Below are 23,957 nucleotides of genomic sequence, written 5' to 3'. Positions count from 1 at the left end.
GGGATGACACGAAACCCGGACCCACAACGGACCCGGCGCAGAACCACCGAACGGGCCGTCATCCTGCTGATCTGCCCGTCCGGCGAGGACATGCTTTTAAGGCTTTTAATCTTTCACCACTTCTCGCCGCCGCAACTTCAGTCCAACGCCGTCGCCGTAGCCAAGAAAGTCCGAGGCGTCGTCCGGAACCGCAGCGCGAACTCCTCGGCCCACCGCACCAGCACGGTCTGCTCGCCGGGGCGTTCGGCGTCGTCCACCAGGACCGCCGCGCCGGGCGCGAGCACGCCGCGCAGCACGGGCAGCGCCGGGTAGCGCGCGTCACCCAGCAGCGGGCCGTCCACCAGCAGCAGGTCGACCAGGCCGTAGCGCTCCACGTACGCCGACACCTCGTCGTGCACGAGCTGCGGGTGGTACCACTGGGCGTTGCCGAGCGCCGCCGGGTGCGGGGTGAGCGGGGCGTGGACGACGCGCGCCACGTGGCCGAGGCCTTCCCGGCGCAGCTGGCTGGCCACGAACGCAGCCGTCCGCTCGTCGTGCTCCACCGACAGCAGGTGCCCGAACCCGCGCCGCGCGAGCAGCCGGGCCAGCACCACCGACGACGCGCCGCACCCGCACTCCACCAGCACGGTCCGCGACCCGAGCAGCACCTCGTCCACCACGGCCGCGAGCGCGGCTGGCCGCAGTTCGTGCGCCGTGGTGGGCAGGTACTCCGACATCAGGGGCGCCAGCCGGTGCAGTGCGGCGAGGTCGGCGAGCTCCCGTGACAGCAGGTCGTCCACCCAGCCCCCCGGTCTCACGCCAGCTCGGCGACCGCCCGCACGAGCTCGTCCACTTCCACCGCGTTCGTGTAGTGCGCCAGGCCGACGCGGATCGCCCCGCCGACCTCGCCGACGCCCAGCACCGAGAACACGCCGTGCTGCCCCGAGTCGGCGAACGCGCACACGCCGCGCTCGGACAGGTGCTCGACGCCGTCGGTCGCCTTCACGCCGGCCACCGTGAACGCCAGCGCGGGCACCCGCCGCATGGCGTCGCCGATTACCATGACGTGACGGAGCGATCGCAGTTCGTTGATGAGATTAGCCAGAAGTCCGGCTTGGTACGCCTTCACCGAGCTCAACGACGTGAGCACGCGCTCGCGTCGCGGGCCCACCGCGGCGTCGTCCAGACCGGCCAGGTACTCGACGGACGCGACCAGACCGGCCAGCAGCGGGTAGGCGTGCGGGCCCAGTTCCAGGCGTTCGGGACCCCGCGCACCCGGCTCGACGGCGACCGACGGCAGCAGGTCGAGCATCGCCGGGTCGCGGAACACCAGCGCGCCGACCGGCGGCCCGCCCCAGTTGTTCGCCGACACCGCCACTACGTCGGCGTCCATCGACGTGATGTCGAGCGGCACGAACGGCGCGGCCGAGGAGGCGTCCACCACGACCAGCGCGTCGGTGCGGCGGGCGGCCTCGGCGATCTTGCGCAGGTCCGGGCGGGTGCCGACGGAGCCGGACGCGGCCGTCACGGCGACCAGCTTGCACTTGGGCGTGACCAGGTCGTCGTACTGCCAGGCAGGCAGCTCGCACGTCTCGATGTCGACCTCGGCCCACCGCACCACGCTGCCGGTGCGCTGCGCGGCCCGCTGCCACGGCGCGATGTTGCCCGGGTGGTCCAGCCGCGACACCACGACCTCGTCGCCGAGGAACCAGCCCTCCGACAGCGCGTCGGCCAGCCGTTGCAGCAGCACGGCGGAGCTCGGCCCGAGCACGACGCCCGCCGGGTCGGCGCCCACGAGGTCGGCCACCGCGCGCCTGGCCGCGTCGACGATCGCCTCGGCGCGTTGCGAGGCGGGGAAGATGCCACCCGGCCCGGAGACGGGTGCGCGCAGCGCGGTGGAGACGGCCGTGGCCACCTGTTCGGGTACTTGCATCCCCGCAGGAGCGTCCAGATGAACCCAGCCGTCGCCGAGCGCGGGGAACAGCCCACGGACCCGGGCGACGTCGAACGCCATGCCGCACACCGTACGGAGGACGTCGGCGGGAGCGACAGCAGGGGCCGGGGGTTTGCCACCCGATCTGTGACCCGGTTCGGCGTCCGCCACCCGATCGGGCCAGGATGGGACGCATGAGCGAGGCACCCCGAGATGATCAGCTGGAGAACGAGCGGCACGTGGTCGTGGTCGGCCCGGACGGCACGCCGGTGGGGACCGCGCGGGTGCCGTCCGGCGACGACGCGGGCGGTCAGGACGTGACCGACCTGGTCGAGCAGCCGGCGAAGGTCATGCGCATCGGCACGATGATCAAGCAGCTGCTGGAGGAGGTGCGCGCGGCTCCGCTCGACGAGGCCAGCCGCAACCGCCTCAAGGAGATCCACAAGCGGTCCATCGACGAGCTGGAGGACGGCCTCGCGCCGGAGCTGCGCGACGAGCTGGAGCGGCTTTCCCTGCCGTTCACCGAGGAGGGCACCCCGTCCGACGCGGAGCTCCGGATCGCCCAGGCGCAGCTCGTGGGCTGGTTGGAGGGCCTGTTCCACGGCATCCAGACGGCCCTGTTCGCCCAGCAGATGGCAGCCCGCGTCCAGTTGGAGCAGATGCGCGGCCGCGCCCTGCCCGCCGGGTCGGGCGCCGCCGATCACGAGGGCGGTCCGCACATCCGGGGCACTGGTCAGTACTTGTAACGTTCCGGTGCGGCGTTGAGGTCGCGGGGCTGGACAACGGGCACCGCGCTGCCCGACCGTGTTCACCGCCACACCCGCGAGAGGAGCCGACAGGTGCTCGACAAAGTCCGGCACAGCCCGATCGTCGAAGAGGTCCGCAAGCGCGTGCGCGGCAAGATCCTGCGGGTCATCGACGACGCGGTCCGCCCCTACCACCGCGAGCAGGCCGAGCGGATCGCCCGGCTCCAGGACCAGGTGGAGGAGCTGCGCAGACAGGCGGACCGCGCGGTCGACGCGACGATCCAGTACGAGATCAGGGCCCGGCGCGACCTGGTGTTCGCCGGTGAGCAGGAAGCGGCCAAGGAGAGCGCCCGGTTTATCCGGGAGCACCTGCCCACCGCGCCGCACTTCGGCCACCCGCACACCACGCTCGAGCACGCCCTCGGCCTGGTCTCGGCCGAGGGCATGGCGCTGGAGTTCGGCGTCTACACCGGCGGCACGCTCAAGCTGATCGCCACCGCGTTCGAGGGCCGCGACGTGTACGGCTTCGACTCGTTCGAGGGCCTGCCCGAGGACTGGCGCAACGGCTTCCCGGCCGGCCTGTTCGGCATGGACGGCCTGCCCGACGTGGACGGCGCGGAGCTCGTCGTCGGCTGGTTCGACGACACCCTGCCCGGCTTCCTCGAGGAGCACGCCGGCCCGGTGTCGTTCCTGCACGTCGACTGCGACCTGTACTCGTCGACCAAGACCGTGCTGGACCTCGTCGGCCCCCGGCTGGTGCCCGGCAGCGTGATCGTCTTCGACGAGTACTTCAACTACCCGGGCTGGCGGGACCACGAGCACAAGGCCTGGTCCGAGTACGTCGCCCGCACCGGCATCGAGTTCGACTACTGCGGGTACACGTACGATCACGAACAGGTGATCATGAAGGTAACCGGGGTGCCGGAGGCCTCGCAGCAGGGGTGACCGCACCGTGACAGCCCGGCGACAGGGTCACCACCCCGTCGCCGGTAGTCTCCTTACTCGTGCAACCCACGAGTACGGTCGAGCGACCTCCCGCTCCCCTGGCACCCAACTCGCGCACCTTCGCGCGCGCGTTCGGCGACGTGCGCGACGCCTGGCGGCAGCGGGAGCTGTGGGGCCACCTGGGCTGGCAGGACATCAAGCAGCGGTACCGCCGGTCCGTCATCGGCCCGCTGTGGATCACGATCTCCATGGGCACGACGGCGCTCGCGCTCGGCCTGCTCTACTCCCAGCTGTTCAACCAGGAGCTGGGCACCTTCCTGCCGTACGTCACGGCGGGCTTCATCATCTGGCACTTCGTCCTCGGCGTGGTGACCGAGGGCACCGAGGTCTTCATCGCCAACGAGGGCCTGATCAAGCACCTGCCCGCGCCCATAACGGTGCACGTGCTGCGCATGGTGTGGCGCCAGACGCTGTTCCTCTTCCACAACCTGGTCGTGTACCTGGTCGTCGTCGCGATCTTCTTCCCGACGCTGACCGAGAGCTACCAGATGGAAGGCGACAAGGTCGTCCAGCCGGGCCTGTCGTGGACGGTGCTGCTGGCCATCCCCGGCCTCGCCCTCGTCGTGGTCAACGCGGTGTGGGTCGCGCTGCTGTTCGGCATCATCAGCACCCGGTTCCGCGACATCCCGCCGGTGATCAGCAGCTTCATCAACCTGATCTTCTTCATGACGCCGATCGTGTGGCACGTCGGCGTGCTCAACAAGGTCACCAACGCCGAAGCGGGCGACGACGGCGGGTGGCGCATGCTGATCGCCGAGCTGAACCCCATCTACCACTACGTGGAGATCGTCCGCGCCCCCATGCTCGGCCACGTGCAGGACTGGCACCACTGGGTGGTCGTCGGCGCGTTCACCGTCGTGGGCTGGGGACTGGCGCTGATCGCGATGCGGAACTACCGTGCCCGCGTCTCCTACTGGGTCTGAGTGAGGCCGCAAACACATCATGGTCAGCATCGACGTCTGGAACGCCTCGGTCGACTTCCCGATCTTCGACGCCAAGTCGAGGTCGCTGAAGAAGCTCGCGCTGGGCAAGGTCGGCGGCAAGATCGGCTCCGAGGGCCGCGTCCCGATCATCGAAGCCCTGCACGACATCAACATCTCGCTGCGCCACGGTGACCGGGTGGGCCTCGTCGGCCACAACGGCGCCGGCAAGTCGACGCTGCTGCGGCTGCTCGCGGGCATCTACGAGCCCACGCGGGGCAGCTCGCGCGTCGTCGGCAAGGTCGCGCCCGTGTTCGACCTCGGCGTCGGCATGGACCCGGAGATCTCCGGGTACGAGAACATCATGATCCGCGGTCTGTTCCTCGGCATGAGCCGCAAGGAGATGGAGAAGCGGGTCGACGACATCACCGAGTTCACCGAGCTCGGCGACTACCTGCAGATGCCGCTGCGCACCTACTCGACGGGCATGCGGGTGCGGCTGGCGCTGGGCATCGTGACGTCGATCGACCCGGAGATCCTGATCCTGGACGAGGGCATCGGCGCCGTCGACGCGGCGTTCATGGCCAAGGCGCGGGACCGGATGAACGACCTGGTGAAGCGGTCGGGCATCCTGGTGTTCGCGAACCACTCCGACGACTTCCTCGCCGAGTTCTGCACCACGGCGATCTGGATGGACGAAGGCAGTGTCAAGATGCAGGGGTCGCTGCGGGACGTGCTCACCTCCTACAAGGGACGTGACCCGTTCGAGAACATGGCCCCGGAGACGCTGGAGCGGATCGGTCAGCCGCGGGTGCTGAGCGGGAACGGTGGCGAGTAGGTGAGCGTCGTGGGCGCACTGCCGGAGGGCTCCGTCGTCGGTGTCGTGGTGACCCGGCACCGGCGCGAGCTGCTGGCCGACTCGTTGAAGGTGCTGGCGTCGCAGACCCGGCCGCTCGACCACCTGGTGGTCGTCGACAACGGGCCCGACCAGCCGGTGGACGACCTGGTCGCGCAGTGCCCGATCCCGACCACCTACCTGGCCTCGCACCGCAACCTGGGCGGCGCGGGCGGGTTCGCGCTGGGGATGCTGCACGCGCTGTCGCTGGGCGCGGACTGGCTGTGGCTCGCCGACGACGACGGGCGGCCCGCCGACGAGACCGTGCTCGCCGTGCTGCTGGAGGAGGCCCGGCGGCGCAAGCTGGCCGCGATCTCCCCGGTGGTGACGAACATCGAGCGGCCGGAGAAGCTCGCGTTCCCGCTGCGGCGCGGGTTGACGTGGAAGCGGCACGCGGCCGAGCTGGGCACCGACTTCCTGCCGGGCATCGCGTCGCTGTTCAACGGGGCGCTGTTCAAGGCGTCCACGGTGGACGTCATCGGCGTGCCGGACTACCGGCTGTTCTTCCGGGGCGACGAGGTGGAGATCCACCGGCGGCTGGTGCGCACCGGCCTGCCGTTCGGCACGTCGCTGAAGGTCGCCTACCTGCACCCCGACGGGTCGGACGAGTTCAAGCCGATGCTCGGCGGCCGGTTCCACGCGCAGGACCCCGAGAACGAGGTCAAGCGCTACTACACCTACCGGAACCGGGGTTACCTGCTGGCGCAGCCCGGTATGCGGAAGCTGGGGCTGCTGGAGGCGTTCCGGTTCGGGCTGTACTTCATCGGCGTGCGCCGCGACCCGAAGGCGTTCCTGGAGTGGTTGAAGCTCGTGCGCCTGGGCCAGCGGGAGCGCTTCTTCCGCAAGTGAGAGCCCGGTTCAGCTCGGCGCGGAATCGCTGACGGCGAACCCGTCTTGCCTGGTCAGGTGGCCGGTGGTGGGGTGGCGCCATGACTTCTGAAGCGCGTAAGACGGCACTGGTCCTGCACCTGGCCGCGAACCCGAACCCGATCTCGATCAAGGTTTCCGCGGAGACCGCCGAGGATCTCGGGTCGAGGTTGATCCAGGTCGTGCGCAACGGCCACACCCAGTCCATCCGGACCGCCGACGACAAGGAGTTCGTGGTCAACTTCAGCCACGTCGTAGCCGCGCACTTCGAGTAGTCGCCGCCAGGCCCCGCCGACGAGGCTCGGGGCATGACGGCGACCTCCGGATCGTCAGGCGGCGGGCGGGACGGCCACGACCTTGCCGCGGACCTCCCCCGCGGCGGCCTGCCGGTGGATCGCGGGCAGCTCGCTCAGCGGCACGCGCCGGGCGATCTCGACGTGGAGCTCACCGCGGTCGACGAGGTCGACGAGGCCCGAGAGCACGTCCGCGTCAGGGTGGACGAAGATCGTGGCCGCGCGCACGTTCCGCTCCTGGTCACCGGGCGTCGGGACGGTCGGTGTCGTGGAGACGACCACTCCGCCGTCGCGGACCAGTACGACCAGGGCCGTGAACCCGTCGGGGGTGATCGGGGCCAGGTTGAGCAGCACGTCGACGGGTTCGGCCACCGCGTCGAGCACCGAGGTGGCCGTGTGGTCGATGATCTCGTCCGCGCCGGCCGCCTTGACGGCCTCGCTGCTGCGCGGGCTCGCGGTGGCGATGACGTAGGCACCCGCGCGCTTGGCCAACTGCACCGCGTACCCGCCCACGGGGCCGCCGGCACCGTTGATCAGCACGCGCTGGCCGGCCGTGAGCCCGCCTGCCTCGAAGAGCGCCTGCGAGGCGGTGAGCCCGACCGACGGCAGCCCCGCGGCGTCCGCCGGCGGGATGGTGGTGGGAGCCTTCACCAGCACCTCTGCGGGGGCGACGACGTACTCCGCGGCCGAGCCGTCGGCGGTCATGGGGATGAGCCCGATGACGTCCTCGCCCACGGCGAAACCTTCCACGCCGTCGCCGAGCGCGTCGATCCTGCCGGAGACGTCGTACCCCGGAACGTGCGGCAGCGTGACCGGGATCGGCAGGAAGCCCTCGCGGATGCCGCCGTCGGCCGGGTTGTAGGCCGACCCCGCGACCCGGATGCGGACCTGGCCCGCGCCGGGGACCGGCTGGTCGACGTCTTCGTAGCGCAGGACTTCCGGGCCGCCCGTTTCGTGGAACCGCACTGCCTTCATGATGTCGACCCTCCGGTGATGTGCTTCGAAGTCGAAGCAACTGGAACGACCGTAACACTGCTTCGATTTCGAAGCAAGTGCTTCGAGTTGGAAGCACTGATAGGCTCGACCCATGACCGCCCCGCCGCCCCGCCTGGACGCCACGCAGCTGGGCGCGTACTTCGCCCTCATCGAGGCGAGCAGCCTGCTGAAGCACGCCGTCGAGCAGCAGTTGCGGGATGCCGGCGATCTCAGCTACGTGCAGTTCCAGCTCCTGGCCACGCTCGGCGACTCACCGACGGGCAGTCGGCGGATGACCGATCTGGCCGACGGTGTCGTCTACAGCCGCAGCGGACTGACCTATCAGGCGCAGACGCTGGAGAAGCGGGGCCTCGTGACCCGGACGCCGTCCGCCGATGACGAGCGCAGCGTCACCGTCACCATCACCGAGGAAGGACGTGCTGTGCTCGCGGGGGTCTTCCCCGGTCACGTCGCCGTCCTCGACGACCTGCTGTTCGCCCCGCTGTCCCGCTCCGACGTCGAGGCGCTCGCCGATGTCCTGGCCCGCGCGCGCGACCACATGCGTCGGACGCCGCCGCGGTCGGCGGAACCGCGGCGGCGCAAGAAGACGACTGGAACCGATCAAGCTCCGTAGCGCGCCGCGCTCGCCTCGACCACCCTGATCGACGACAGCGCGCCCGACCCGACCGCGTGCGGGAGTGCGGTCAGCGGTTCTCGAACGCCTTGCGCCACTGCTCGGCCGAGGTCAGCTCCGGCAGGGCGTCGCGATACAGGCGGCGCAGCCGCGGCCACTCCTTGCCCAGACGCCGGTAGTTGCGGGCGGCACGCGCCATCAGGGTGCGGAACTGGTCGGGGTCGCGCTTGTAGAACGCGACGCCGGTGCCGTCCGCGGTGGACACCGTGGCGCTGTCCAGGTTGCCGAGCAGGAACCAGCGGGCGTTCAGCGCGGGCACGTTGAGCTGCGGGCGGTCGCCGGCGGACGCCTGGGGCGGGCGCAGGTTGTGCAGGACGGACTTGGCCGCGCGCACCGCGATGGTCGCCTTGCCCTTGGACGGCCTCAGCAACGCCTCGGCCCGCACCATGTCGAACGTGGGCGGCGGGAACTCGCGGGCCGACTCCAGCCGTCGGGCGTCGCTGTACTCCTCGCGCATCGCGCGCACCATCGGCAGCGCCGTGCGCAGCGAGTCGAACAGGCCGGCCGGACCGTCCAGGAAGTCCTCGATCGCCTTCTGCTGCAACGCCACGGTGGAGTACTCCATGGACAGCAGGTGCCGCAGCGACAGCTTCAACCCGTGCTTCACGATCCCGTTCCGCACGTCGTACGGGCTGTGCAGCGCGGCCAGCACCAGGCGGTTGCGGGTGTGGAAGTAGGCCTGCCAGTCGGTCGAGTCGTTCTTGTCCGTCCACGGCATGTGCCACACCGCCGAACCCGGCAGCGACACCGTCGGGTAGCCGTGCTCCAGCGCCCGCAACGAGTACTCGGCGTCGTCCCACTTGATGAACAGCGGCAGCGGGTAGCCGGTCCGCTCCACCACCTCGCGCGGGAACAGGCACATCCACCAGCCGTTGTAGGTGGCGTCGACCCTGGGGTGCAGCTCGGGCGTCTCGCGCAGCGACGAGGTGGCGAAGTCGTGGTCGGTGACCGCGCCCGGCGCGGCCCGCCAGAAGCACGTGCCGAGGTCGACGATCTCCGCCGTGCTGTGGAGCCGGGTCCTGGCCTGCAGGTTCAGCATGTGGCTGCCGACGATGACCGGCGACGCCGCCGCGCGCGCGAACGCGTTGGACCGCAGCACGGCCTCCGGCTCCAGCCGGATGTCGTCGTCCATCAGCATGATCTGGTCGGCGTCGGTGTGCTCGACCGCCTCGAACATGCCCCGGGTGAACCCGCCCGCGCCGCCGAGGTTGTCCTGCTCGATGACCTCCAGCCGGCCGCCGAGCCCGGCCTCCGCCTCCGCGAAGCCCGCCACCGAGCGCACCTTCACCGCGCCCTGGTCGGCCACGAACACGTTGCTCACGACGTCGAGCACGGCCGGGTCGCTGCCCAGCGCCCGCAACGCCTCCACCGCGTCGTGCGGGCGCATGGTGGTGATGCTGACCGCGACCTTCTTCGCCGGCAACGGCGACCGCACGGCCCACTCGGCGTCCTGGATCTCCAGCGACGCCTCGTGCGTGAACGCGTCGAACCAGATCAGCCCGCCGTCCTCGAACGGCCGCAGCGACACCGGGAACTCCAGCGACGTCCAGTCCGCCGCGTCCCGCACGAACGAGCCTTCGAGGTGCACGACGTCGCCGCTGGGCTTGGACCGGTACACGTCGATCCGGCCGGAGCCGCGCACGCGCATCCGCAGCACGACCTCGTCGACGACCGTCCACCGCTTCCAGTAGCTGGCCGGGAACGCGTTGAAGTACGTCGCGAACGACACCTTGGCGTGCTCGGGCACGGTCAGCCCGCGCCGTGAGTCGACCTGGCAGTGCACGTTCTCCGGCTCGTCCAGGTACATCGGCCGGACGTCGAGCGGGTCGTCGTCCCTCGGCAGGATGATCCGGTGCACTGCGTCCACTGAAGGTCCCCCGGTGAGAAGCGCGTGAGAAAGACGTGGGAGAAGCGAAGCGGGGCGACCGCTCAGGGCCGCCCCGCCTCACCGGTCACAGGTCGTACAACCGCCGCCAGTTCTCGCGGCTGGTGAGCTCGCCCATCGCGTCGCGGTAGGCGCGCTGCATCTCGGGAGCACGCTGGTAGAGCTCCTTGAGCAGCTTGGTGCCCTGCTTGCCGAGCCGGATGGCCAGCTCGCGGTCGCGCCGCCGGACCCGCACGCCCTCCTGGGACGCGTCGGTGACCACGGCGGTGTTGAACAGCGACACGTGCCACCACGCCGAGTCGCCCGCGGCGACCGCGCCGACGTCGTGCACGCTGCGGCCGAGCAGCTGGTTGACCACGCGCTTGGCCAGCACCGGCGCGAACAGCCGCGGCGCGGGCGGCGCCGTGATCAGCGGCAGGTCGCCGGAGGAGATGCCGGGCACCTCCGACGCCGGGTGCTTGACCGTCTCGGGGTACTCGGCGCGCAGCTTGCGGATGTCCGCCGCCGCCTGGACGCCGCCGTCGCGCAGCATCTCGGGGCCCTTGAGGAAGTCCTCGATGGCCTTGAGCTGGGTCGCCGCCAGGCCGTACTGCATGCCGACGAGGTAGGTGGCGAGCTGGGCCGCCATGGACCGGCAGATCCGCTTCGGGTCGAACTGGCTGTGCAGCGCCGAGGTGATCAGGGCGTTGCGCAGGTTGAAGTACCGGTGCCAGTCGTCCCAGTCCTTCCAGTGGAAGTCGGCGTGCCACACGCCCGCGCCGGGCAGCGTGACCGTGGCGAACCCGTGGGCCCGCGCGCGGTAGCCGTACTCGATGTCGTCCCACTGGAAGAACAGCGGCAGCGGGTAGCCGACCGCCTTGACGATCTCCGACGGGATCAGGCACGACCACCAGCCGTTGTAGCCCGCGTCGACCCGGCGGTCCTGCACGTTGCGCTTGCCGGTCTCCTCGTCGTACCCGGTGAGGTCGGCGTCGTGCAGGGCGCCGTCGACGACCTGGCCCGGGGCCAGCGTGTCGAGGTTGGCGTACTCCGCGCCCACGTGCAGGTGGTTCGGGTGCAGCAGGTAGAGCATCTGGCCGCCGACGATGACCGGCTGCGCGGTGCGGTTGGCGAACGCGGTCGTGCGGACCACGATCTCCGGCTCGCACAGCACGTCGTCGTCCATGAAGAGCACGTTGGCGTGCTCGGCGTGGTCGACCTCCATGACCTGGTACAGGCCGCGGGTGAAGCCGCCGGCGCCGCCGAGGTTGGGCTGGCGGATGTAGCGCAGCTTGTCGCCGAGCGCGGCGGCGACCTCGGCGAACCGGGGCCGCGACTCGACCGGGTCGCTGCCCTGGTCCACCACGTAGATCGCGTCGACCAGGCTCAGCGGCTCGGAGTCGGACGCGAGGGCCGCCATGGTGTTGAGGCAGTCCTCGACCCGGTTGAACGTGCAGATCACGACCGCGGTCGGCCGGACCCGCTTGGGCGGCGCGACCGTCCACCGGGCGTGCTCGACGACCAGCTCGTGCTCACCGGTGACGACGTCGAACCACAGCGCGCCGCCGTCGGTGAACTTGTCGATCTTGGCCGTCAGCGTCACGACCTGGCCCTGCGCGCCCGAGACCTGCTCGGCGACGATGGTCCGGGACTCGCCCTCCGCGTCGGAGGCCACGACCGAGACCGTGCCGGAACCGGTCAGGGTCAGGCTCAGCTCCACCTCGGCGCTGACGCACCACCGCTGCCAGTAGGTGGCCGGGAACCGGCCGAAGTAGGTGTTCATCGACACGGTGGCGTGCGGGTGCACGACCATGCGGTGCCGCTCGCGGTCGGCGATGCCCTGGGAGATCTCGGCGTAGAGGTCCTCCGAGACGATCTGCGACGGCCCGGCGAAGAGGCCGCGCTGCGCCAGCAGTTTCTCCGGTGCCTCGTGCTCGACGAGGGTGGAGTTGCCCGACATAACCGAATCAGTCCTCCAGCGAACCGTCCAGCGCCCGACCGGAGGCCAGGTGCGGGGCGATCTTGTTGTCGAACACGCTCAGCGCGGAACCGATCGCCATGTGCATGTCCAGGTACTTGTAGGTGCCCAGTCGACCACCGAAGACGACGTTACGCTCGGCGGCCTCGGTGCGCGCGAGCTCGCGGTAGCGCTCCAGCTTGGCGCGGTCCTCGGCGGTGTTGATCGGGTAGTACGGCTCGTCTTCCTTCTCGGCCGCGCGGGAGAACTCGCGCACGATGACCGTCTTGTCCGACGGGTACTCGCGCTCGGGGTGGAAGTGCCGGAACTCGTGGATCCGGGTGTAGGGCACCTCGGCGTCGTTGTAGTTCATCACCGGCGTGCCCTGGAAGTCGCCGACCGGCAGGACTTCCTGCTCGAAGTCCAGCGTGCGCCAGCCGAGCCAGCCCTCGCTGTAGTCGAAGTAGCGGTCGAGCGGGCCGGTGTAGACCACGGGCGTGCCGGCCGGGATCTCGTCCCGGACGTCGAAGAAGTCGGTGTCGAGCCGCACCTCGATGTTCGGGTGGTCGGCCATCCGCTCCAGCCACGCGGTGTACCCGTCGACGGGCAGGCCCTCGTAGGTGTCGTTGAAGTAGCGGTTGTCGAAGGTGTAGCGCACCGGCAGGCGGCTGATGACCGCCGCGGGCAGCTCCTTCGGGTCGGTCTGCCACTGCTTGGCCGTGTAGTCGCGCACGAACGCCTCGTAGAGCGGGCGACCGATGAGCGAGATCGCCTTCTCCTCCAGGTTCTTCGCGTCCTTGGAGTCGATCTCGGCGGCGTGCTCCGCGACCCACGCGCGGGCTTCCTCGGGGCTCAGGTAGCGGCCGACGAACTGCGAGATGAGGCCGAGGCCCATCGGGAACTGGTAGGCCTGGCCGGCGTGCATCGCGAACACCCGGTGCTGGTACCCGGTGAACTCGGTGAACTGGTTGACGTAGTCCCACACGCGCTTGTTGGACGTGTGGAACAGGTGCGCGCCGTACCGGTGCACCTCGATGCCCGTCTCGGGCTCCGGCTCGGAATAGGCGTTGCCACCGATGTGCGCGCGGCGTTCCAACACGAGCACGCGCTTGTCGAGCTGTGATGCGGTGCGTTCGGCGACCGTCAGGCCGAAGAACCCGGAACCGACGACGATCAGGTCAAATCCAGCGAAGCTCACAGCAGTCGAGGGTACGGCAGTGACCGGACGCGACCGTCCACACCCCATGGGGTGAAAGTGGGGCACCGATCGGTCGATACGCTCATCGGCCGGCCGCCGCCGCGGCTCCTTCGAGCACGTCCTCTTGGCCTTCGATTTCGTAAATCACCGAATCGGAGTTGCGGAACACCTCGTTGAAGCCCGCCGTGCGGTCGAGGCCGACGAACCCGGGCGCGATCCGGTTCTCCTTGCGCACGAAACCCCGGCCGACGATCACGTACCGGACCCTCAGCTCGGTCAGGGCCTCGCGCACCTCGGGGTTCTCGTCGAGCTCGTTGAGGTGCTTGGTCAGGAAGTTGCTCGGCGTGCCCGCGGGCGTGCCGTAGAACGTCCACTCGACCGGTTCGACCTTCGCCATCGCGTACAGCCAGCCGCTGCCGTCGAACACGTCGTTCATCACCCGCTCGCCGGGCCGGACGCGCTCGGCCAGCCACCGGTAGGCCTCCAGCTCGCCGTCGCTGACGGTGGGCCCGTTCTGGTAGTTCCCGGCCAGCCGGGCGCTGTTGCGCCCGACGTACGCGCCGCTGACCAGGCCGATGAGCAGGAAGAACACCGCGCTGACGGCCACCGGCGCCCACGGCGAGCGGCCGAGCGCGGGCACCCGGTCCCGGTAGCGGGCGACCACCCACGTGCCGAACGCGACCACGGCCACGCCGAACCCGATGGAGCCGGGCAGCGGCAGCATGACCGCGAGCCGCCAGTGGTCGTTGTAGAAGTAGCCGGTCAGCCGCTGGATGACGGCGCCCTCCAGCGAGACGGTGACGGCGTACAGCCCGCCGAACGCCAGCCACACGCCGACCATCCACACCATGAGCCGCCGCTTCGCCATGACCACCATGCCGAACAGCGCGGGCAGGCCGATCCACCACTGCGGGAAGTCGACCACGCCGGAGAACGTGAGCATCTGCCCGAACGCGCCCGCAGGCGTGGCCTCCGACGGCCACACCATGGCGGCCACGCCCTCGGCCGAGCGCATGGACGGCAGGATCAGCGGCACGGCCACCGCCAGGCCCAGCACGCCCAGCGCGACCAGGCCCGGCCACGCGCGCTTCCAGTCGATCGGCACGAGCCGGAACACGCACGCCACGAAGATCACGCCGAGCAGGCCGGCGAGGATGAACGCCAGGCTCGGCTGCAGGCCGACCAGCGCCGCCACCGACACCGCGATGGCGACCGGCCCGGTGATGCCGCGCGGCCGGACCAGGTACGTGACCAGGGCGAGCACGGCGGGCAGCAGGGCGATGCCGGCGACGTAGGGCCACAGCGGACCGCGCCACAGCGAGTCGTACGGGAACGGCGAGAACCAGGTGGACACGGCGGCGGCGGGCGCGACCATCCGGGCGGGCAGCTTCCAGGCCAGGCCCATGGCGGCGATGCCGACCGGCCACACCAGCACGGTGCTCAGCGCGCCGGAGTTGAGCAGCTGCGGCAGCGTGACGCCGAACTGGTCGAGCAGCAGCGCCAGCAGCTGGTGGTAGGTGGCCGGGTAGAAGTAGTCCGCGTTCTCCGGCTGGTTGCCGATCGCGCCCGCCGAGGACACCAGCGACGTCTGGTGCTCGGCGAGCCAGCGCACGAGGTTGCCGTGGTGCGGCGCGTCCCAGTCCTGGGCGAGGCGGTTCAGGCTGCCGATGCCGCGCAGGAACGTGACCGCGCCGACCGCGAGGCCGACGGCCACGCCCGCGCCGACCACCAGGTGGCCCCGGCGCGACACGCGCGGCTCGTCGTCGTCCACCCGGGCGGGCCACCGGCGCTGCACCAGCGTGGTGACGGCGAACAGCACGGCCGACGCGGCGAGCGTCCACGCGCCGAACGTGAGCAGCGTCCAGGAGAACCCGAGCTCGCCCAGCAGCAGGCCGCCGACCGCGACCAGGCCGTAGGTCAGCGCCGGCGCCGCCGCGGCGAGCGTCCACCCCCGCAACCGGACGGCCGCGCCGAACAACAGGCCAGGCACCCACAGCAGCAACAGCACCAGCAGTGCAGCACTCATCGCGTCAGCAACCCGATCACTTGGTGTAGGAGCGGGGCCCCCGTCCCGCCGCGACCGCAGACTACCCGCGCGGGCCTCACCAGCGGCGGTGGGCCACTTGCACGCCGAGCCACGCGGCGTGCCGGGCGGCGACGCCGAGCCCGCTGACCCCGATCCGCTTCGCCAGCGCCTGCTTGGACCGCCGCAGCAGCTTCGTGTGGGAGCCCATGAGCGCGCCGCGGCTGTACTGGCCGGGGTGCACGCGGTAGCCGACCAGCTCCTCGGGCAGCACGTCGCCGTCCGCCAGCGCCATGACGCGCAGCCACAGGTCGTAGTCCTCCAGCCGCACCAGGCGCGGGTCGAAGCCGCCGACGCGCGCCGCGAGCTCCTTGCGGACCACGATCGTGGAGGTGATGAGGCAGTTGTAGAGCAGCATGGTGCGCGCGACCTCGGGCCCGATGGCCGAGTGCATCTCGCCCACGACCTGCCCGGACGGGTCGATCTGCCGGGCCCACGCGCCGACCAGCCCCAGGCCCGGCCGCTGTTCGAGCACGGCGACCTGGTGCGCGAGGCGTTGCGGCAGGCACAGGTCGTCGGCGTCGAGGAAGGCCACGAGGTCGTGCTTGGCCGCGTCGAGCCCGATGTTGCGGCCGACGGCGGGCCCGCTGCGCGGCGCGGGCGTCAGGTGCACCTGCACCCGGTCGTCGGGCAGCGTGCGCGCGGCGGCCCGGTTCTGCTCGCACTCGCCGTCGAGGACCAGCACCACTTCCCAGTCCTGGTGGGTCTGCTCGGCGACCGAGCGCAACGTCTCGGCGAGGAAGTCCGCCCGGGGCGCGCACGGGATCACCACGGACACCGGCGATGGCATGGGGTTCTCCTGCTGCGGGGATGGATCGGACAACGCCGTACAGTAAGGCCCGCTCTGGCACCCCCAAGAAGAGGACACCCGTGACGGCGGCGAACAGATCACGGCTCGACGGTCTGCGCGCAGTGGCCGGCACGGCGGTGCGCCAGTCGGCCGTCACCCTCGACCAGCTGGTCTTCAGCGCCATCACGTTCGCCGTGCAGCTGATCGCCGCGCCGTTGTCGACCGACGCCGAGTACGGCGTGTTCTCGCTGGTCGCGATCGTGCAGATCGGCCAGTGGTACCTGGGTCGCGCGGTCGCCGCGGAGCCGCTGCTGGTGTCGAAGGTCGTCGCGTCCGGCGACGCGCGGGGTGTGCGCGGCGCCGCGGCGACGTCGTTGCTGCTCGGCCTCGCGATCGGGGTCGGGTGCCTGGTCGTCGGGCTGCTGTCCGACGGGCCCGCCCGGACGTTGCTGCTGGTCCAGGCGCTGGCCTCGCCGTTCACCGCGGTGCTCGACCACGGCCGGTACGTCTCCTACGCCCGGCAGCGGCCGTTGCGGGCGCTGGCGCTGGACGCCTCCTGGCTCGTGCTGTTCCTGGGCGCGATCGGCGTGGCCCTCCTCGTCGGCGAACTGGACACCTCGTCCACGTACTTGCTGTGGGCGCTGAGCGCGGTGCCCGTGGCGGCGGTGTGCGCGTGGCTGACCGGCGGCCCGTTCGCGGTCGGCGCGGTGCGCGGCTGGCTGCGCGACCGGCGGTCGTTGCTGCCGGGGTTCCTCATCGACGCCGTGTACCTGACCGCGGGCACCTGGGCCACGTTCGGCGTGACCGCGTGGGTGGTCGGCCTCGACGGGCTCGGCCTGCTGCGCAAGGCGCTGGTGCCGGTGACCGCGCTCACCGTGCTGTTCATCGGGATCAGCAACGCCCTGCTGGCGCACCTGGCGGGCCGGTCGGCGCGCGAGGTCGTGCGCGCGCCGATGCTGGTCTCCGGGCTGGCGGCGGTCGTCAGCCTCGTCTTCGCGGGCCTGGCCCTGGTCGCGCCCGCCGACCTGCTCACCGCCGCGCTCGGCACGCCGTGGGAAGGCCTGCGGCCGATCGTGCTGGTGCTCCTGGCGTACGCGTTCCTGCTGGCCACGGCGCAGACGGCGCTGGTCGCGGGCAAGGCGAGCGGCCGGGCCTGGCTCGGACCGCGGGTGCGCACCGTCCAGTTCGTCACCGAGATCGCCCTCGTGGCGGGCCTCGGCCTCCTGCTCGGCGTGATGGGCGTCGCGTTCGGCATGGCGCTGGCGTGGCTGACCGCCGCCGCACTGGCCTGGGCCGGCCTGCTCGGGCATCGGGAAAGGGCCTAGATTCGTGGCCGTGCACTTGGTCGACATGCCCGTCTACTACCCGCCTCACAAGGGCGGGGTGGAGGCGTACGCGCACGAGCTCCACCGGCGCATGCTCGAAGCCGATCCGGACCTGCGGATCACCGTGTTCACCTCGGCGGTCGGCGCCCCGGCGGGAGTGGAACGGCTGGGCGACCGGTGGACGGTCGTGCGCTGGCCGGGCCGCGAGGTCATCTCCCACTACCCGGTGCCCTACCCCGGTTTCACCCGGAAGCTGCGCGAGCTGTGCGGGCCGGACGCCGTGCTGATGACCCACACCCGGTTCTACTGGCCGCACCTGTGGGCGTCGCTGTTCGCCAAGCGGGCGGGGCTGCGCCGGCTGCACGTCGAGCACGGGTCGAGCCCGGTGCAGAGCGGCGGCTGGTTCGTCCGGTTCGTCGCGGCCACCGTCGACACGCTCACCAGCCAGCCCGTGCTGCGCTGGGCGGACGCCGTGGTGGCCGTGTCGCAGTCGGCCGCGCGGTTCGTCCGCGACCTGGCCAAGCGCGAGGCGAAGGTGCTCTACCGGGGCATCGAGCTGCCCGACGGCGTGGTGGCCCGCCGTCCGGACGAGGCCGACGGCCCGGTGGCCTGCTACGTGGGCAGGCTCATCAACGGCAAGGGCGTGGCCGACCTGCTCACCGCCACCGCCACCCTGCACCGCCGGGGCGTGCCGCTGAAGCTGCGCCTGTGCGGGGACGGCCCGGCCGCGGCCGACCTGCGGGCCCAGGTGGCGCGGCTCGGCCTGGAGGAGCACGTGCGGTTCCTCGGCGAGGTCGACCACGACACGGCGCTGCGCGAGATGTCCGCCGCCTCGCTGTTCGTCAACCCGAGCTGGACCGAGGGCCTGCCGACCACCGTGCTGGAGGCGGCGGCCATGGGCTGCACGGTCGTGGCCACCGACGTGGGCGGCACGGCCGAGATCGTGGACAACGGCGTGACCGGCTGGCTCGTGCCCGCGCGCGACCCCGCCGCGCTCGCCGTCGCCCTGGAGACGGCCGTCACCGACCCGGAGCGCGAGGCGCGCGCGGCCAAGCTCGGCGAGATCACCCGCGAGCGCTTCTCGTGGGACCGGACCATCGCCGAGTTCGCCGCAATGCTGGTCGGCGGCGGCGGGGACCGGTCCGCGCGCTAGCCTGTCTGCGAAACCCATCCGACTCACTCGCCAGGGAGGCCGCCGTGGCGGACCAGTCTGACGTATGGCTGGTCGTGCCCGTCTACAACGAAGCACAGGTGATCGCGGACGTGGTGCGCAACGCGCTCCAGACGTTCCCGAACATCGTGTGCGTCGACGACGGTAGCCGGGACGGCTCAGCGGACGCGATCCGCGGCACGGGCGCCCACCTGGTGCAGCACCCGGTCAACCTCGGCCAGGGCGCGGCGATCCAGACGGGCGTCGAGTACGCCCGCGAACAACCGGGCGCGGAGTACTTCGTGACGTTCGACGCCGACGGCCAGCACCAGGTCGCGGACGTGGTGCGGATGCTGGACCGGCTCCGCGCCGAGCCGGTCGACATCATCGTCGGCACCCGGTTCAAGGGCGACGACTCGCACATCCCGCTGATCAAGCGCGTGGTGCTCAAGACCGTGGTGGCGGTCAGCCCCAAGCTGCGCAAGCTGAAGCTGTCGGACGCGCACAACGGGCTGCGGGTGTTCAACAAGAAGGTGGCGGACGAGCTCCGCATCACGCTGAACGGCATGGGCCACGCGTCGCAGATCGTCGACATGATCTCGCAGCGCGGGTGGCGGGTCACCGAGGAACAGGTCGAGATCCTCTACACCGAGTACTCGATGTCCAAGGGCCAGTCGCTCATCAACGGTGTGAACATCCTGTTCGACTCGGCTCTCAAGACGGGGTCCAGGCGCTGACATGCTGATCCAGTTCCTGCTCATCGCCGCGGTCATCGTGCTGCTGGTGTTCTTCCTCAAGAACCACGGCACGACCAAGACCGCGGCCGGCGTCAAGATCGGCTTCCTGCTGTTCCTGGTGCTGGCGGTCGTCGCCGTCATCAGGCCGGTCGAGGTGTCGAAGGTCGCCGAGCTCGTCGGCGTCGGCCGCGGCACCGACCTGCTGCTCTACGCCCTGGTCGTGGCCTTCGGCTTCCAGACCATCAACACCTACCTGCGGTTCAAGGAGCTGGAGCTGCGCTACGCGCGGCTGGCCCGCGCCATCGCGCTGCGCAACGCGGAGGCCCCCGAACCGCCCCAGGACGCGCCGGTCGTCGAGGCCGTCGAGCGCGTCGAGGACCCGGCCCACACCTCCTGACCCGGACGAACCCCGGACGAACGCGGACGGGCCGGTCGCTCCCCTCCCGGGAGGACCGGCCCGTCCGCCTGTTCCGCTCGGTTCAGCTCTCCAGCGCGCGGAAGTAGTCCACGGTCAGCCGCACGCCGGTGGCGATGTCCACCTCGGGCTTCCAGCCCAGCTCGGCCCGCGCGAGCGACGGGTCGATGGCCGACGCGCGCAGGTCGCCGAGCCGGGCAGGCGCGAACTCCGGGTCGTCGGCCACGCCCGCCGCCTGCGCGACGAGGGTGTGCAGCTCGCGGTCGGACACCTGGTGCGCGGTGCCGATGTTGTAGCGCCGGCCGCCGCCCGCCTCGCCGGAGGCCGCGACGAACGCCGACACGACGTCCTCCACGAACACGTAGTCCCGGGTGTTGCCGCCGTCGCCGAACACCTTCGTGGGACGGCCCGCGAGCAGCGCGGACGCGAAGATGGCCACCACGCCCGCCTCGCCGTGCGGGTCCTGCCGCGGCCCGTAGACGTTGGCCAGCGCCAGGTGCGTGCACTCCAGGCCGTACAGCTGCCGGTAGGTGTTCAGGTACACCTCGCCGGACACCTTGGACGCCGCGTAGGGCGACTTGGGGTTGATCGGGGTCGACTCGGCGACCGGCAGCACCTCGGGCGTGCCGTAGATCGAGCCGCCGGACGAGGCGAACAGCACCTTGCGCACGCCCGCGCGACGGGCGGCCTCGGCCAGGTTCACCGTGCCCAGCACGTTCTTGTTGGCGTCCAGCAGCGGGTCGGCCACGGACACGCGCACGTCGATCTGCGCGGCCAGGTGGAACACCACCTCGGGGCCGAACGAGGACACCACGTCGGTCAGCTCCGGCGAGGTGATGTCGACCCGCGAGAACGAGTAGCGGTCGGCGTGGGCGGGGTCGGCCGGGGCCGTCCGCTTGCCCCGGCTGAGGTCGTCGACGACGTGCACCTCGTGCCCGTCCCTCAGGAGCCTGTCGACCAGGGTTGAACCGATGAAGCCGGCTCCGCCGGTCACGAGTGCGCGCACGGGTGTCTCTCCAGTGTGGGCCGATCCGGGTGGGGCGGATCGGGGTGGGTGTGGGGGTCGAGTCGTCACGGGCAGCCTAGAACCACCGCTCGAGCACCAGCGCGACCCCGTCCTCGGAGTTGGCCGCGGTGACCTCGTCGGCGGCCCCCCGGGCGTCCTGGTGGGCGTTGGCCATGGCCACGCCGTGACCCGCCCACGTGAGCATCGGCACGTCGTTGGGCATGTCGCCGAACGCCAGCACGCCGCTCGCGGGCACGCCGAGGCGTTCCGCGACGGCGGCCAGGCCGGACGCCTTCGTCACGCCGGGCGCCGCGAACTCCAGCAGGCCCTCGTTGGTCGACCAGGTCATCGCCACGGAGTCGCCGACCAGCGGGCCGACGGCCCGCGCCATCTCGTCCGAGCTCATGTTCGGGTGCCTGACCAGCAGTTTCACCGCCGGCTTGCCGACCAGCTGGGCCCGCTGGTGCCCCGGCAGCGGCTGGGCGCCGTCGCCCCACGGGTGCAGGTAGTGCTCGTCGGCGATGAACTCCGGCTCGGTGGAGCCGCGGGCGGACTCGCCGACCCGCTCCGAGGCCAGGGCGCAGCCGGGCAGCGCCTCGTCCAGCACGGCGGCCAGCTCGGTCAGCTGCTCGGGGGTGAGCAGCTCGGCCGTGACGACGCGGTCGGCGCCGATGTCGTAGAGCACCGCGCCGTTGGAGCACACGGCGTAGCCGGACAGGCCCGCGGCCTCGGCCACGTCCGGCACCCAGCGGGGCGGGCGGCCGGTGGCCAGCACGAACGGGACGTCGGCCGCCAGCACCCTGGCGATCAGGCCCGCCGTGCGCGGGCTGACCCGGCCGAGGGGCGTGAGCAGGGTGCCGTCGACGTCGGATGCCACAAGGGAAGGTCTCTGCACCTGCCCATCGTGCCTCTCGGCTACCGTCGCCGGGTGCGCACAGGGATTGTGATCCTGCCCGAACACCGCTGGTGGATGGCCGAACACAAGTGGAAGGCCGCCGAGGAGTACGGCTTCCACCACGCCTGGACCTACGACCACATGGGCTGGCGCTCGCTGGTCGACGGACCGTGGTTCGGCGCGGTCCCGACGCTGGCAGCGGCCGCCGCGGCCACCGGGACGATCCGGCTCGGCACGCTGGTCGCGTCACCCAACTTCCGCCACCCGGTGCCGTTCTCCCGGGAGCTGCTCGCCCTCGACGACCTCTCCGACGGCCGCTTCACGCTCGGCGTCGGCGCGGGCGGTGTGGGGTACGACACGGAGGTGATGGGCGCCACGTCACCGCGCAGCAGGCAGGGCCGGTTCGAGGAGTTCGTGACCGCGCTGGACATGCTGCTGGCGCAGGACCGGACCACGTTCAGCGGCGACTACTACGAGATCCGCGACGCCCGCAGCGCGCCGGGCTGCGTGCAGCGGCCGAGGCTGCCGTTCGTGGTCGCGGCCAACGGGCCGAGGGCGATGGCGGTCGCGGCGAAGTACGGCACGGGCTGGGTCACCACCGGGCCGGAGACCGAGGACGAGGACGAGTGGTGGGACGGCGTCGCCGCGATGACGGCCCGGTTCCGCGAGGTGCTGGCCGGGATCGGGCGGGCCAAGGAGTCGATCGACTTCCACCTCAACGCCGATTCCTGCCCGGTGTACTCGCTGACCAGCGTGGAGCGCTTCCGCGAGGTGGCGGGCCGGGCGCGCGGGCTGGGGTTCACCGACCTGGTCGTGCACTGGCCCCGGGCCGACGGCGTGTACGCGGGCAGCGAGGCCGTGCTGGAGCGGGTCGCGGCCGACGTGCTGCCCGAACTCGTCGGCGGCTAGCGTTCCCGGCTGTGCGACGAGTCGTGGTGATCGGTGGCGGGATCGTGGGGCTGGCGACCGCTCGGGAGTTGGCCCGGCGCGGTCACGACGTGGTGGTGCTGGAGAAGGAGCCGCAGTGGGCGGCGCACCAGACCGGGCACAACAGCAACGTGGTGCACGCGGGCCTGTACTACAAGCCGGGGTCGTTGAAGGCGCGCATGTCGGTCGCGGGCAACGCCTCGATCGTCGCCTACGCCCGGGAGCACGGCGTGCCGGTGGACGTGTGCGGCAAGCTCGTCGTCGCCACCTCGCCGGACGAGGTGCCGCGGCTGGAGGCGCTGGCGGAGCGGGCCGAGGCGAACGGGGTGCCCGCCCGGCGGATCGGCGTGGACGAGGCCCGGGAGTACGAGCCCGAGGTGGCGGCCGTGGCCGCGTTGCGGGTCGAGAGCACGGGGATCATCGACTTCCCCGCCGTGTGCGCGGCTCTCGTGCGCGAGCTGAACGGGCACGACCTGCGGCTGCACACGCCCGCGTTGGCGATCCGGCGGGCGTTGAGCGGCGGTGGCGTCGAGGTGGCCACGACGCGCGGGGTGGTGCGGGCGGACGCCCTGGTGAACTGCGCGGGCCTGCACAGCGACCGCGTGGCGCGGCTGGCGGGCGTGACGCCGTCGGCGGCGATCGTGCCGTTCCGCGGCGAGTACTACGAACTGCGGCCGGACCGCCGACGGCTCGTGCGCGGCCTGATCTACCCGGTGCCGGACCCGGCGCTGCCGTTCCTGGGCGTGCACCTGACCCGGATGCTGGACGGCAGCGTGCACGCGGGCCCGAACGCGGTGCTCGCGCTGCGCCGCGAGGGCTACCGCTGGCGTGACGTGTCCGGGGCCGACCTCGCCGACGTGGCCCGCTTCCCCGGCACGTGGCGGCTGGCCCGCAGGTTCGCCCGCACGGGGGCCGAAGAGGTGCTGCGGTCCTTGTCGCGCAAGCGGTTCGCACGCAGCCTGGCCCGCCTGGTGCCCGCGATCCGCGAGGACGACCTGGTGCGCGCGTCGGCCGGGGTGCGGGCTCAGGCGATGCGCGCGGACGGGTCGTTGGTGGACGACTTCCTGATCGACACCGCGCCGCGGCAGGTGCACGTGCTGAACGCGCCCTCACCCGCCGCGACGTCGGCCCTGGAGATCGGCCGGCACGTGGCCGGCCAGGTCGAGCTCAGCTGGACTTGAGCGAGCCCAGGAAGGACGCGAACGCCCCCCGGCTGAACTCCAGCACGTCCCCGCCGGGGTTCTTCGTGTCCAGGACCCCGGCGCGAGCCACCTCCACCGACACCCCGACACAGGCACTCGCG

The 23,957-nt window shown here is 71.5% G+C and carries 24 protein-coding genes; 13 read left to right on the top strand and 11 right to left on the bottom strand.

Annotation, left to right across the window (positions count from 1 at the left end; all coding sequences use genetic code 11):
- Positions 1–137: 137 nt before the first annotated feature.
- Together AB0I91_RS20965 and AB0I91_RS20960 are read right to left on the bottom strand one after the other, a co-directional pair.
- Positions 138–797: a class I SAM-dependent methyltransferase gene (locus AB0I91_RS20965; RefSeq protein WP_498771062.1), complete on the bottom strand. Its 660-nt coding sequence runs from the start codon at positions 795–797 to the stop codon at positions 138–140.
- Positions 794–1,993, bottom strand: coding sequence for a cysteine desulfurase-like protein (locus AB0I91_RS20960; protein ID WP_498771064.1), 1,200 nt, complete (start codon positions 1,991–1,993; stop codon positions 794–796). Before AB0I91_RS20960 ends, AB0I91_RS20965 begins: the two co-directional genes overlap by 4 nt.
- 113 nt (positions 1,994–2,106) lie before the next feature.
- On the opposite strand from AB0I91_RS20960, the gene AB0I91_RS20955 reads away from it, so the two are divergent.
- The 6 genes from AB0I91_RS20955 to AB0I91_RS20930 all read left to right on the top strand — a co-directional run bounded on the left by AB0I91_RS20955 (position 2,107) and on the right by AB0I91_RS20930 (position 6,620).
- Positions 2,107–2,658 carry a bacterial proteasome activator family protein gene (locus tag AB0I91_RS20955; RefSeq protein WP_498771066.1) on the top strand — a complete coding sequence of 184 codons (552 nt, stop codon included), beginning with the start codon at positions 2,107–2,109 and terminating at the stop codon, positions 2,656–2,658.
- 93 nt (positions 2,659–2,751) lie between these two features.
- Positions 2,752–3,603 carry a class I SAM-dependent methyltransferase gene (locus AB0I91_RS20950; protein ID WP_498771068.1) on the top strand — a complete coding sequence of 284 codons (852 nt, stop codon included), beginning with the start codon at positions 2,752–2,754 and terminating at the stop codon, positions 3,601–3,603.
- Positions 3,604–3,662: 59 nt separating this feature from the next.
- Positions 3,663–4,586, top strand: a complete 924-nt coding sequence (gene wzm, locus AB0I91_RS20945) for a galactan export ABC transporter permease subunit Wzm/RfbD (protein WP_498771070.1) — start codon at positions 3,663–3,665, stop codon at positions 4,584–4,586.
- A gap of 19 nt (positions 4,587–4,605) precedes the next feature.
- Positions 4,606–5,421, top strand: a complete 816-nt coding sequence (gene wzt / locus AB0I91_RS20940) for a galactan export ABC transporter ATP-binding subunit Wzt/RfbE (RefSeq protein WP_230569343.1) — start codon at positions 4,606–4,608, stop codon at positions 5,419–5,421.
- Between the two features lie 9 nt (positions 5,422–5,430).
- Positions 5,431–6,327, top strand: a complete 897-nt coding sequence (gene glfT1, locus AB0I91_RS20935) for a galactofuranosyltransferase GlfT1 (RefSeq protein ID WP_498771073.1) — start codon at positions 5,431–5,433, stop codon at positions 6,325–6,327.
- An 80-nt stretch (positions 6,328–6,407) separates the two neighbouring features.
- The gene (locus AB0I91_RS20930) at positions 6,408–6,620 is read left to right on the top strand and encodes a hypothetical protein (RefSeq protein WP_230569345.1); all 213 of its coding nucleotides are present in this window, start codon (positions 6,408–6,410) and stop codon (positions 6,618–6,620) included.
- 54 nt (positions 6,621–6,674) lie between these two features.
- On the opposite strand, the gene AB0I91_RS20925 is transcribed toward AB0I91_RS20930, so the two are convergent.
- Positions 6,675–7,613 (bottom strand): NADP-dependent oxidoreductase, encoded by a 939-nt coding sequence (locus AB0I91_RS20925; RefSeq protein WP_499638265.1) that lies wholly within the window; start codon positions 7,611–7,613, stop codon positions 6,675–6,677.
- 112 nt (positions 7,614–7,725) lie between these two features.
- On the opposite strand from AB0I91_RS20925, the gene AB0I91_RS20920 reads away from it, so the two are divergent.
- On the top strand, positions 7,726–8,247 hold the full coding sequence (locus AB0I91_RS20920; protein ID WP_498771077.1) for a MarR family winged helix-turn-helix transcriptional regulator: 522 nt from the start codon (positions 7,726–7,728) through the stop codon (positions 8,245–8,247).
- Positions 8,248–8,317: 70 nt separating this feature from the next.
- Here AB0I91_RS20920 and AB0I91_RS20915 read toward each other — a convergent pair whose 3' ends face one another.
- The 5 genes from AB0I91_RS20915 to AB0I91_RS20895 form a co-directional block, all read right to left on the bottom strand.
- Positions 8,318–10,174, bottom strand: a complete 1,857-nt coding sequence (locus tag AB0I91_RS20915; RefSeq protein ID WP_499638262.1) for a glycosyltransferase — start codon at positions 10,172–10,174, stop codon at positions 8,318–8,320.
- Positions 10,175–10,259: 85 nt separating this feature from the next.
- A complete protein-coding gene (locus AB0I91_RS20910) occupies positions 10,260–12,131 on the bottom strand; it encodes a glycosyltransferase (RefSeq protein ID WP_498771081.1) in 1,872 nt (623 codons plus the stop codon).
- Positions 12,132–12,138: 7 nt separating this feature from the next.
- The gene (glf, locus tag AB0I91_RS20905) at positions 12,139–13,374 is read right to left on the bottom strand and encodes a UDP-galactopyranose mutase (protein WP_498771083.1); all 1,236 of its coding nucleotides are present in this window, start codon (positions 13,372–13,374) and stop codon (positions 12,139–12,141) included.
- Between the two features lie 34 nt (positions 13,375–13,408).
- Positions 13,409–15,352, bottom strand: coding sequence for a DUF6541 family protein (locus AB0I91_RS20900; RefSeq protein WP_498771085.1), 1,944 nt, complete (start codon positions 15,350–15,352; stop codon positions 13,409–13,411).
- A gap of 76 nt (positions 15,353–15,428) precedes the next feature.
- Positions 15,429–16,277, bottom strand: coding sequence for a glycosyltransferase family 2 protein (locus AB0I91_RS20895; protein ID WP_499608284.1), 849 nt, complete (start codon positions 16,275–16,277; stop codon positions 15,429–15,431).
- Positions 16,278–16,279: 2 nt separating this feature from the next.
- On the opposite strand from AB0I91_RS20895, the gene AB0I91_RS20890 reads away from it, so the two are divergent.
- From AB0I91_RS20890 to AB0I91_RS20875, 4 genes are read left to right on the top strand one after another with little or no spacing between them, the layout of a single operon-like run.
- Positions 16,280–17,524 carry an MATE family efflux transporter gene (locus AB0I91_RS20890; RefSeq protein ID WP_498771089.1) on the top strand — a complete coding sequence of 415 codons (1,245 nt, stop codon included), beginning with the start codon at positions 16,280–16,282 and terminating at the stop codon, positions 17,522–17,524.
- A gap of 10 nt (positions 17,525–17,534) precedes the next feature.
- Positions 17,535–18,677 carry a glycosyltransferase family 4 protein gene (locus tag AB0I91_RS20885; protein WP_499608153.1) on the top strand — a complete coding sequence of 381 codons (1,143 nt, stop codon included), beginning with the start codon at positions 17,535–17,537 and terminating at the stop codon, positions 18,675–18,677.
- A 44-nt stretch (positions 18,678–18,721) separates the two neighbouring features.
- Positions 18,722–19,411 (top strand): polyprenyl-phospho-N-acetylgalactosaminyl synthase PpgS, encoded by a 690-nt coding sequence (gene ppgS / locus AB0I91_RS20880; protein WP_230569355.1) that lies wholly within the window; start codon positions 18,722–18,724, stop codon positions 19,409–19,411.
- 1 nt (position 19,412) lies between these two features.
- The gene (locus AB0I91_RS20875; protein ID WP_498771093.1) at positions 19,413–19,808 is read left to right on the top strand and encodes a DUF2304 domain-containing protein; all 396 of its coding nucleotides are present in this window, start codon (positions 19,413–19,415) and stop codon (positions 19,806–19,808) included.
- A gap of 82 nt (positions 19,809–19,890) precedes the next feature.
- Here the strand turns inward: AB0I91_RS20875 and AB0I91_RS20870 are convergent, their stop codons facing one another.
- Both AB0I91_RS20870 and AB0I91_RS20865 read right to left on the bottom strand, forming a co-directional pair.
- On the bottom strand, positions 19,891–20,832 hold the full coding sequence (locus tag AB0I91_RS20870; RefSeq protein WP_498771094.1) for an NAD-dependent epimerase/dehydratase family protein: 942 nt from the start codon (positions 20,830–20,832) through the stop codon (positions 19,891–19,893).
- A 76-nt stretch (positions 20,833–20,908) separates the two neighbouring features.
- Entirely contained in the window at positions 20,909–21,727 is an 819-nt protein-coding gene (locus AB0I91_RS20865) for an HAD family hydrolase (protein WP_498771096.1), read from the bottom strand.
- 33 nt (positions 21,728–21,760) lie between these two features.
- Between AB0I91_RS20865 and AB0I91_RS20860 the strand changes: the two genes are divergently transcribed.
- Positions 21,761–22,636, top strand: a complete 876-nt coding sequence (locus AB0I91_RS20860; RefSeq protein WP_499638258.1) for an LLM class flavin-dependent oxidoreductase — start codon at positions 21,761–21,763, stop codon at positions 22,634–22,636.
- 11 nt (positions 22,637–22,647) lie between these two features.
- A complete protein-coding gene (gene lhgD / locus AB0I91_RS20855; protein WP_498771100.1) occupies positions 22,648–23,835 on the top strand; it encodes an L-2-hydroxyglutarate oxidase in 1,188 nt (395 codons plus the stop codon).
- Here the strand turns inward: lhgD and AB0I91_RS20850 are convergent.
- Complete coding sequence (locus tag AB0I91_RS20850) at positions 23,822–23,926, bottom strand: DUF397 domain-containing protein (protein ID WP_499638254.1); 105 nt, start codon at positions 23,924–23,926, stop codon at positions 23,822–23,824. The two genes, lhgD and AB0I91_RS20850, sit on opposite strands and share 14 nt — an antisense overlap.
- Positions 23,927–23,957 lie beyond the last annotated feature (31 nt).

The sequence above is a fragment of the Actinosynnema sp. NPDC049800 genome, from assembly GCF_040656635.1.
GTDB lineage: Bacteria > Actinomycetota > Actinomycetes > Mycobacteriales > Pseudonocardiaceae > Actinosynnema.
This window is presented reverse-complemented; position numbering and strand designations above follow the sequence as displayed.

Bases quoted from the DNA above. Each gene is read 5' to 3' on its own strand.
- AB0I91_RS20910 (WP_498771081.1), bottom strand. From the start codon at position 12,131: ATGTCGGGCAACTCCACCCTCGTCGAGCACGAGGCACCGGAGAAACTG.
- AB0I91_RS20960 (WP_498771064.1), bottom strand. From the start codon at position 1,993: ATGGCGTTCGACGTCGCCCGGGTCCGTGGGCTGTTCCCCGCGCTCGGC.
- AB0I91_RS20900 (WP_498771085.1), bottom strand. From the start codon at position 15,352: ATGAGTGCTGCACTGCTGGTGCTGTTGCTGCTGTGGGTGCCTGGCCTG.
- AB0I91_RS20920 (WP_498771077.1), top strand. From the start codon at position 7,726: ATGACCGCCCCGCCGCCCCGCCTGGACGCCACGCAGCTGGGCGCGTAC.
- AB0I91_RS20925 (WP_499638265.1), bottom strand. From the start codon at position 7,613: ATGAAGGCAGTGCGGTTCCACGAAACGGGCGGCCCGGAAGTCCTGCGC.
- wzt (WP_230569343.1), top strand. From the start codon at position 4,606: ATGGTCAGCATCGACGTCTGGAACGCCTCGGTCGACTTCCCGATCTTC.
- AB0I91_RS20930 (WP_230569345.1), top strand. From the start codon at position 6,408: ATGACTTCTGAAGCGCGTAAGACGGCACTGGTCCTGCACCTGGCCGCG.
- AB0I91_RS20875 (WP_498771093.1), top strand. From the start codon at position 19,413: ATGCTGATCCAGTTCCTGCTCATCGCCGCGGTCATCGTGCTGCTGGTG.
- glf (WP_498771083.1), bottom strand. From the start codon at position 13,374: ATGGGGTGTGGACGGTCGCGTCCGGTCACTGCCGTACCCTCGACTGCT.
- AB0I91_RS20955 (WP_498771066.1), top strand. From the start codon at position 2,107: ATGAGCGAGGCACCCCGAGATGATCAGCTGGAGAACGAGCGGCACGTG.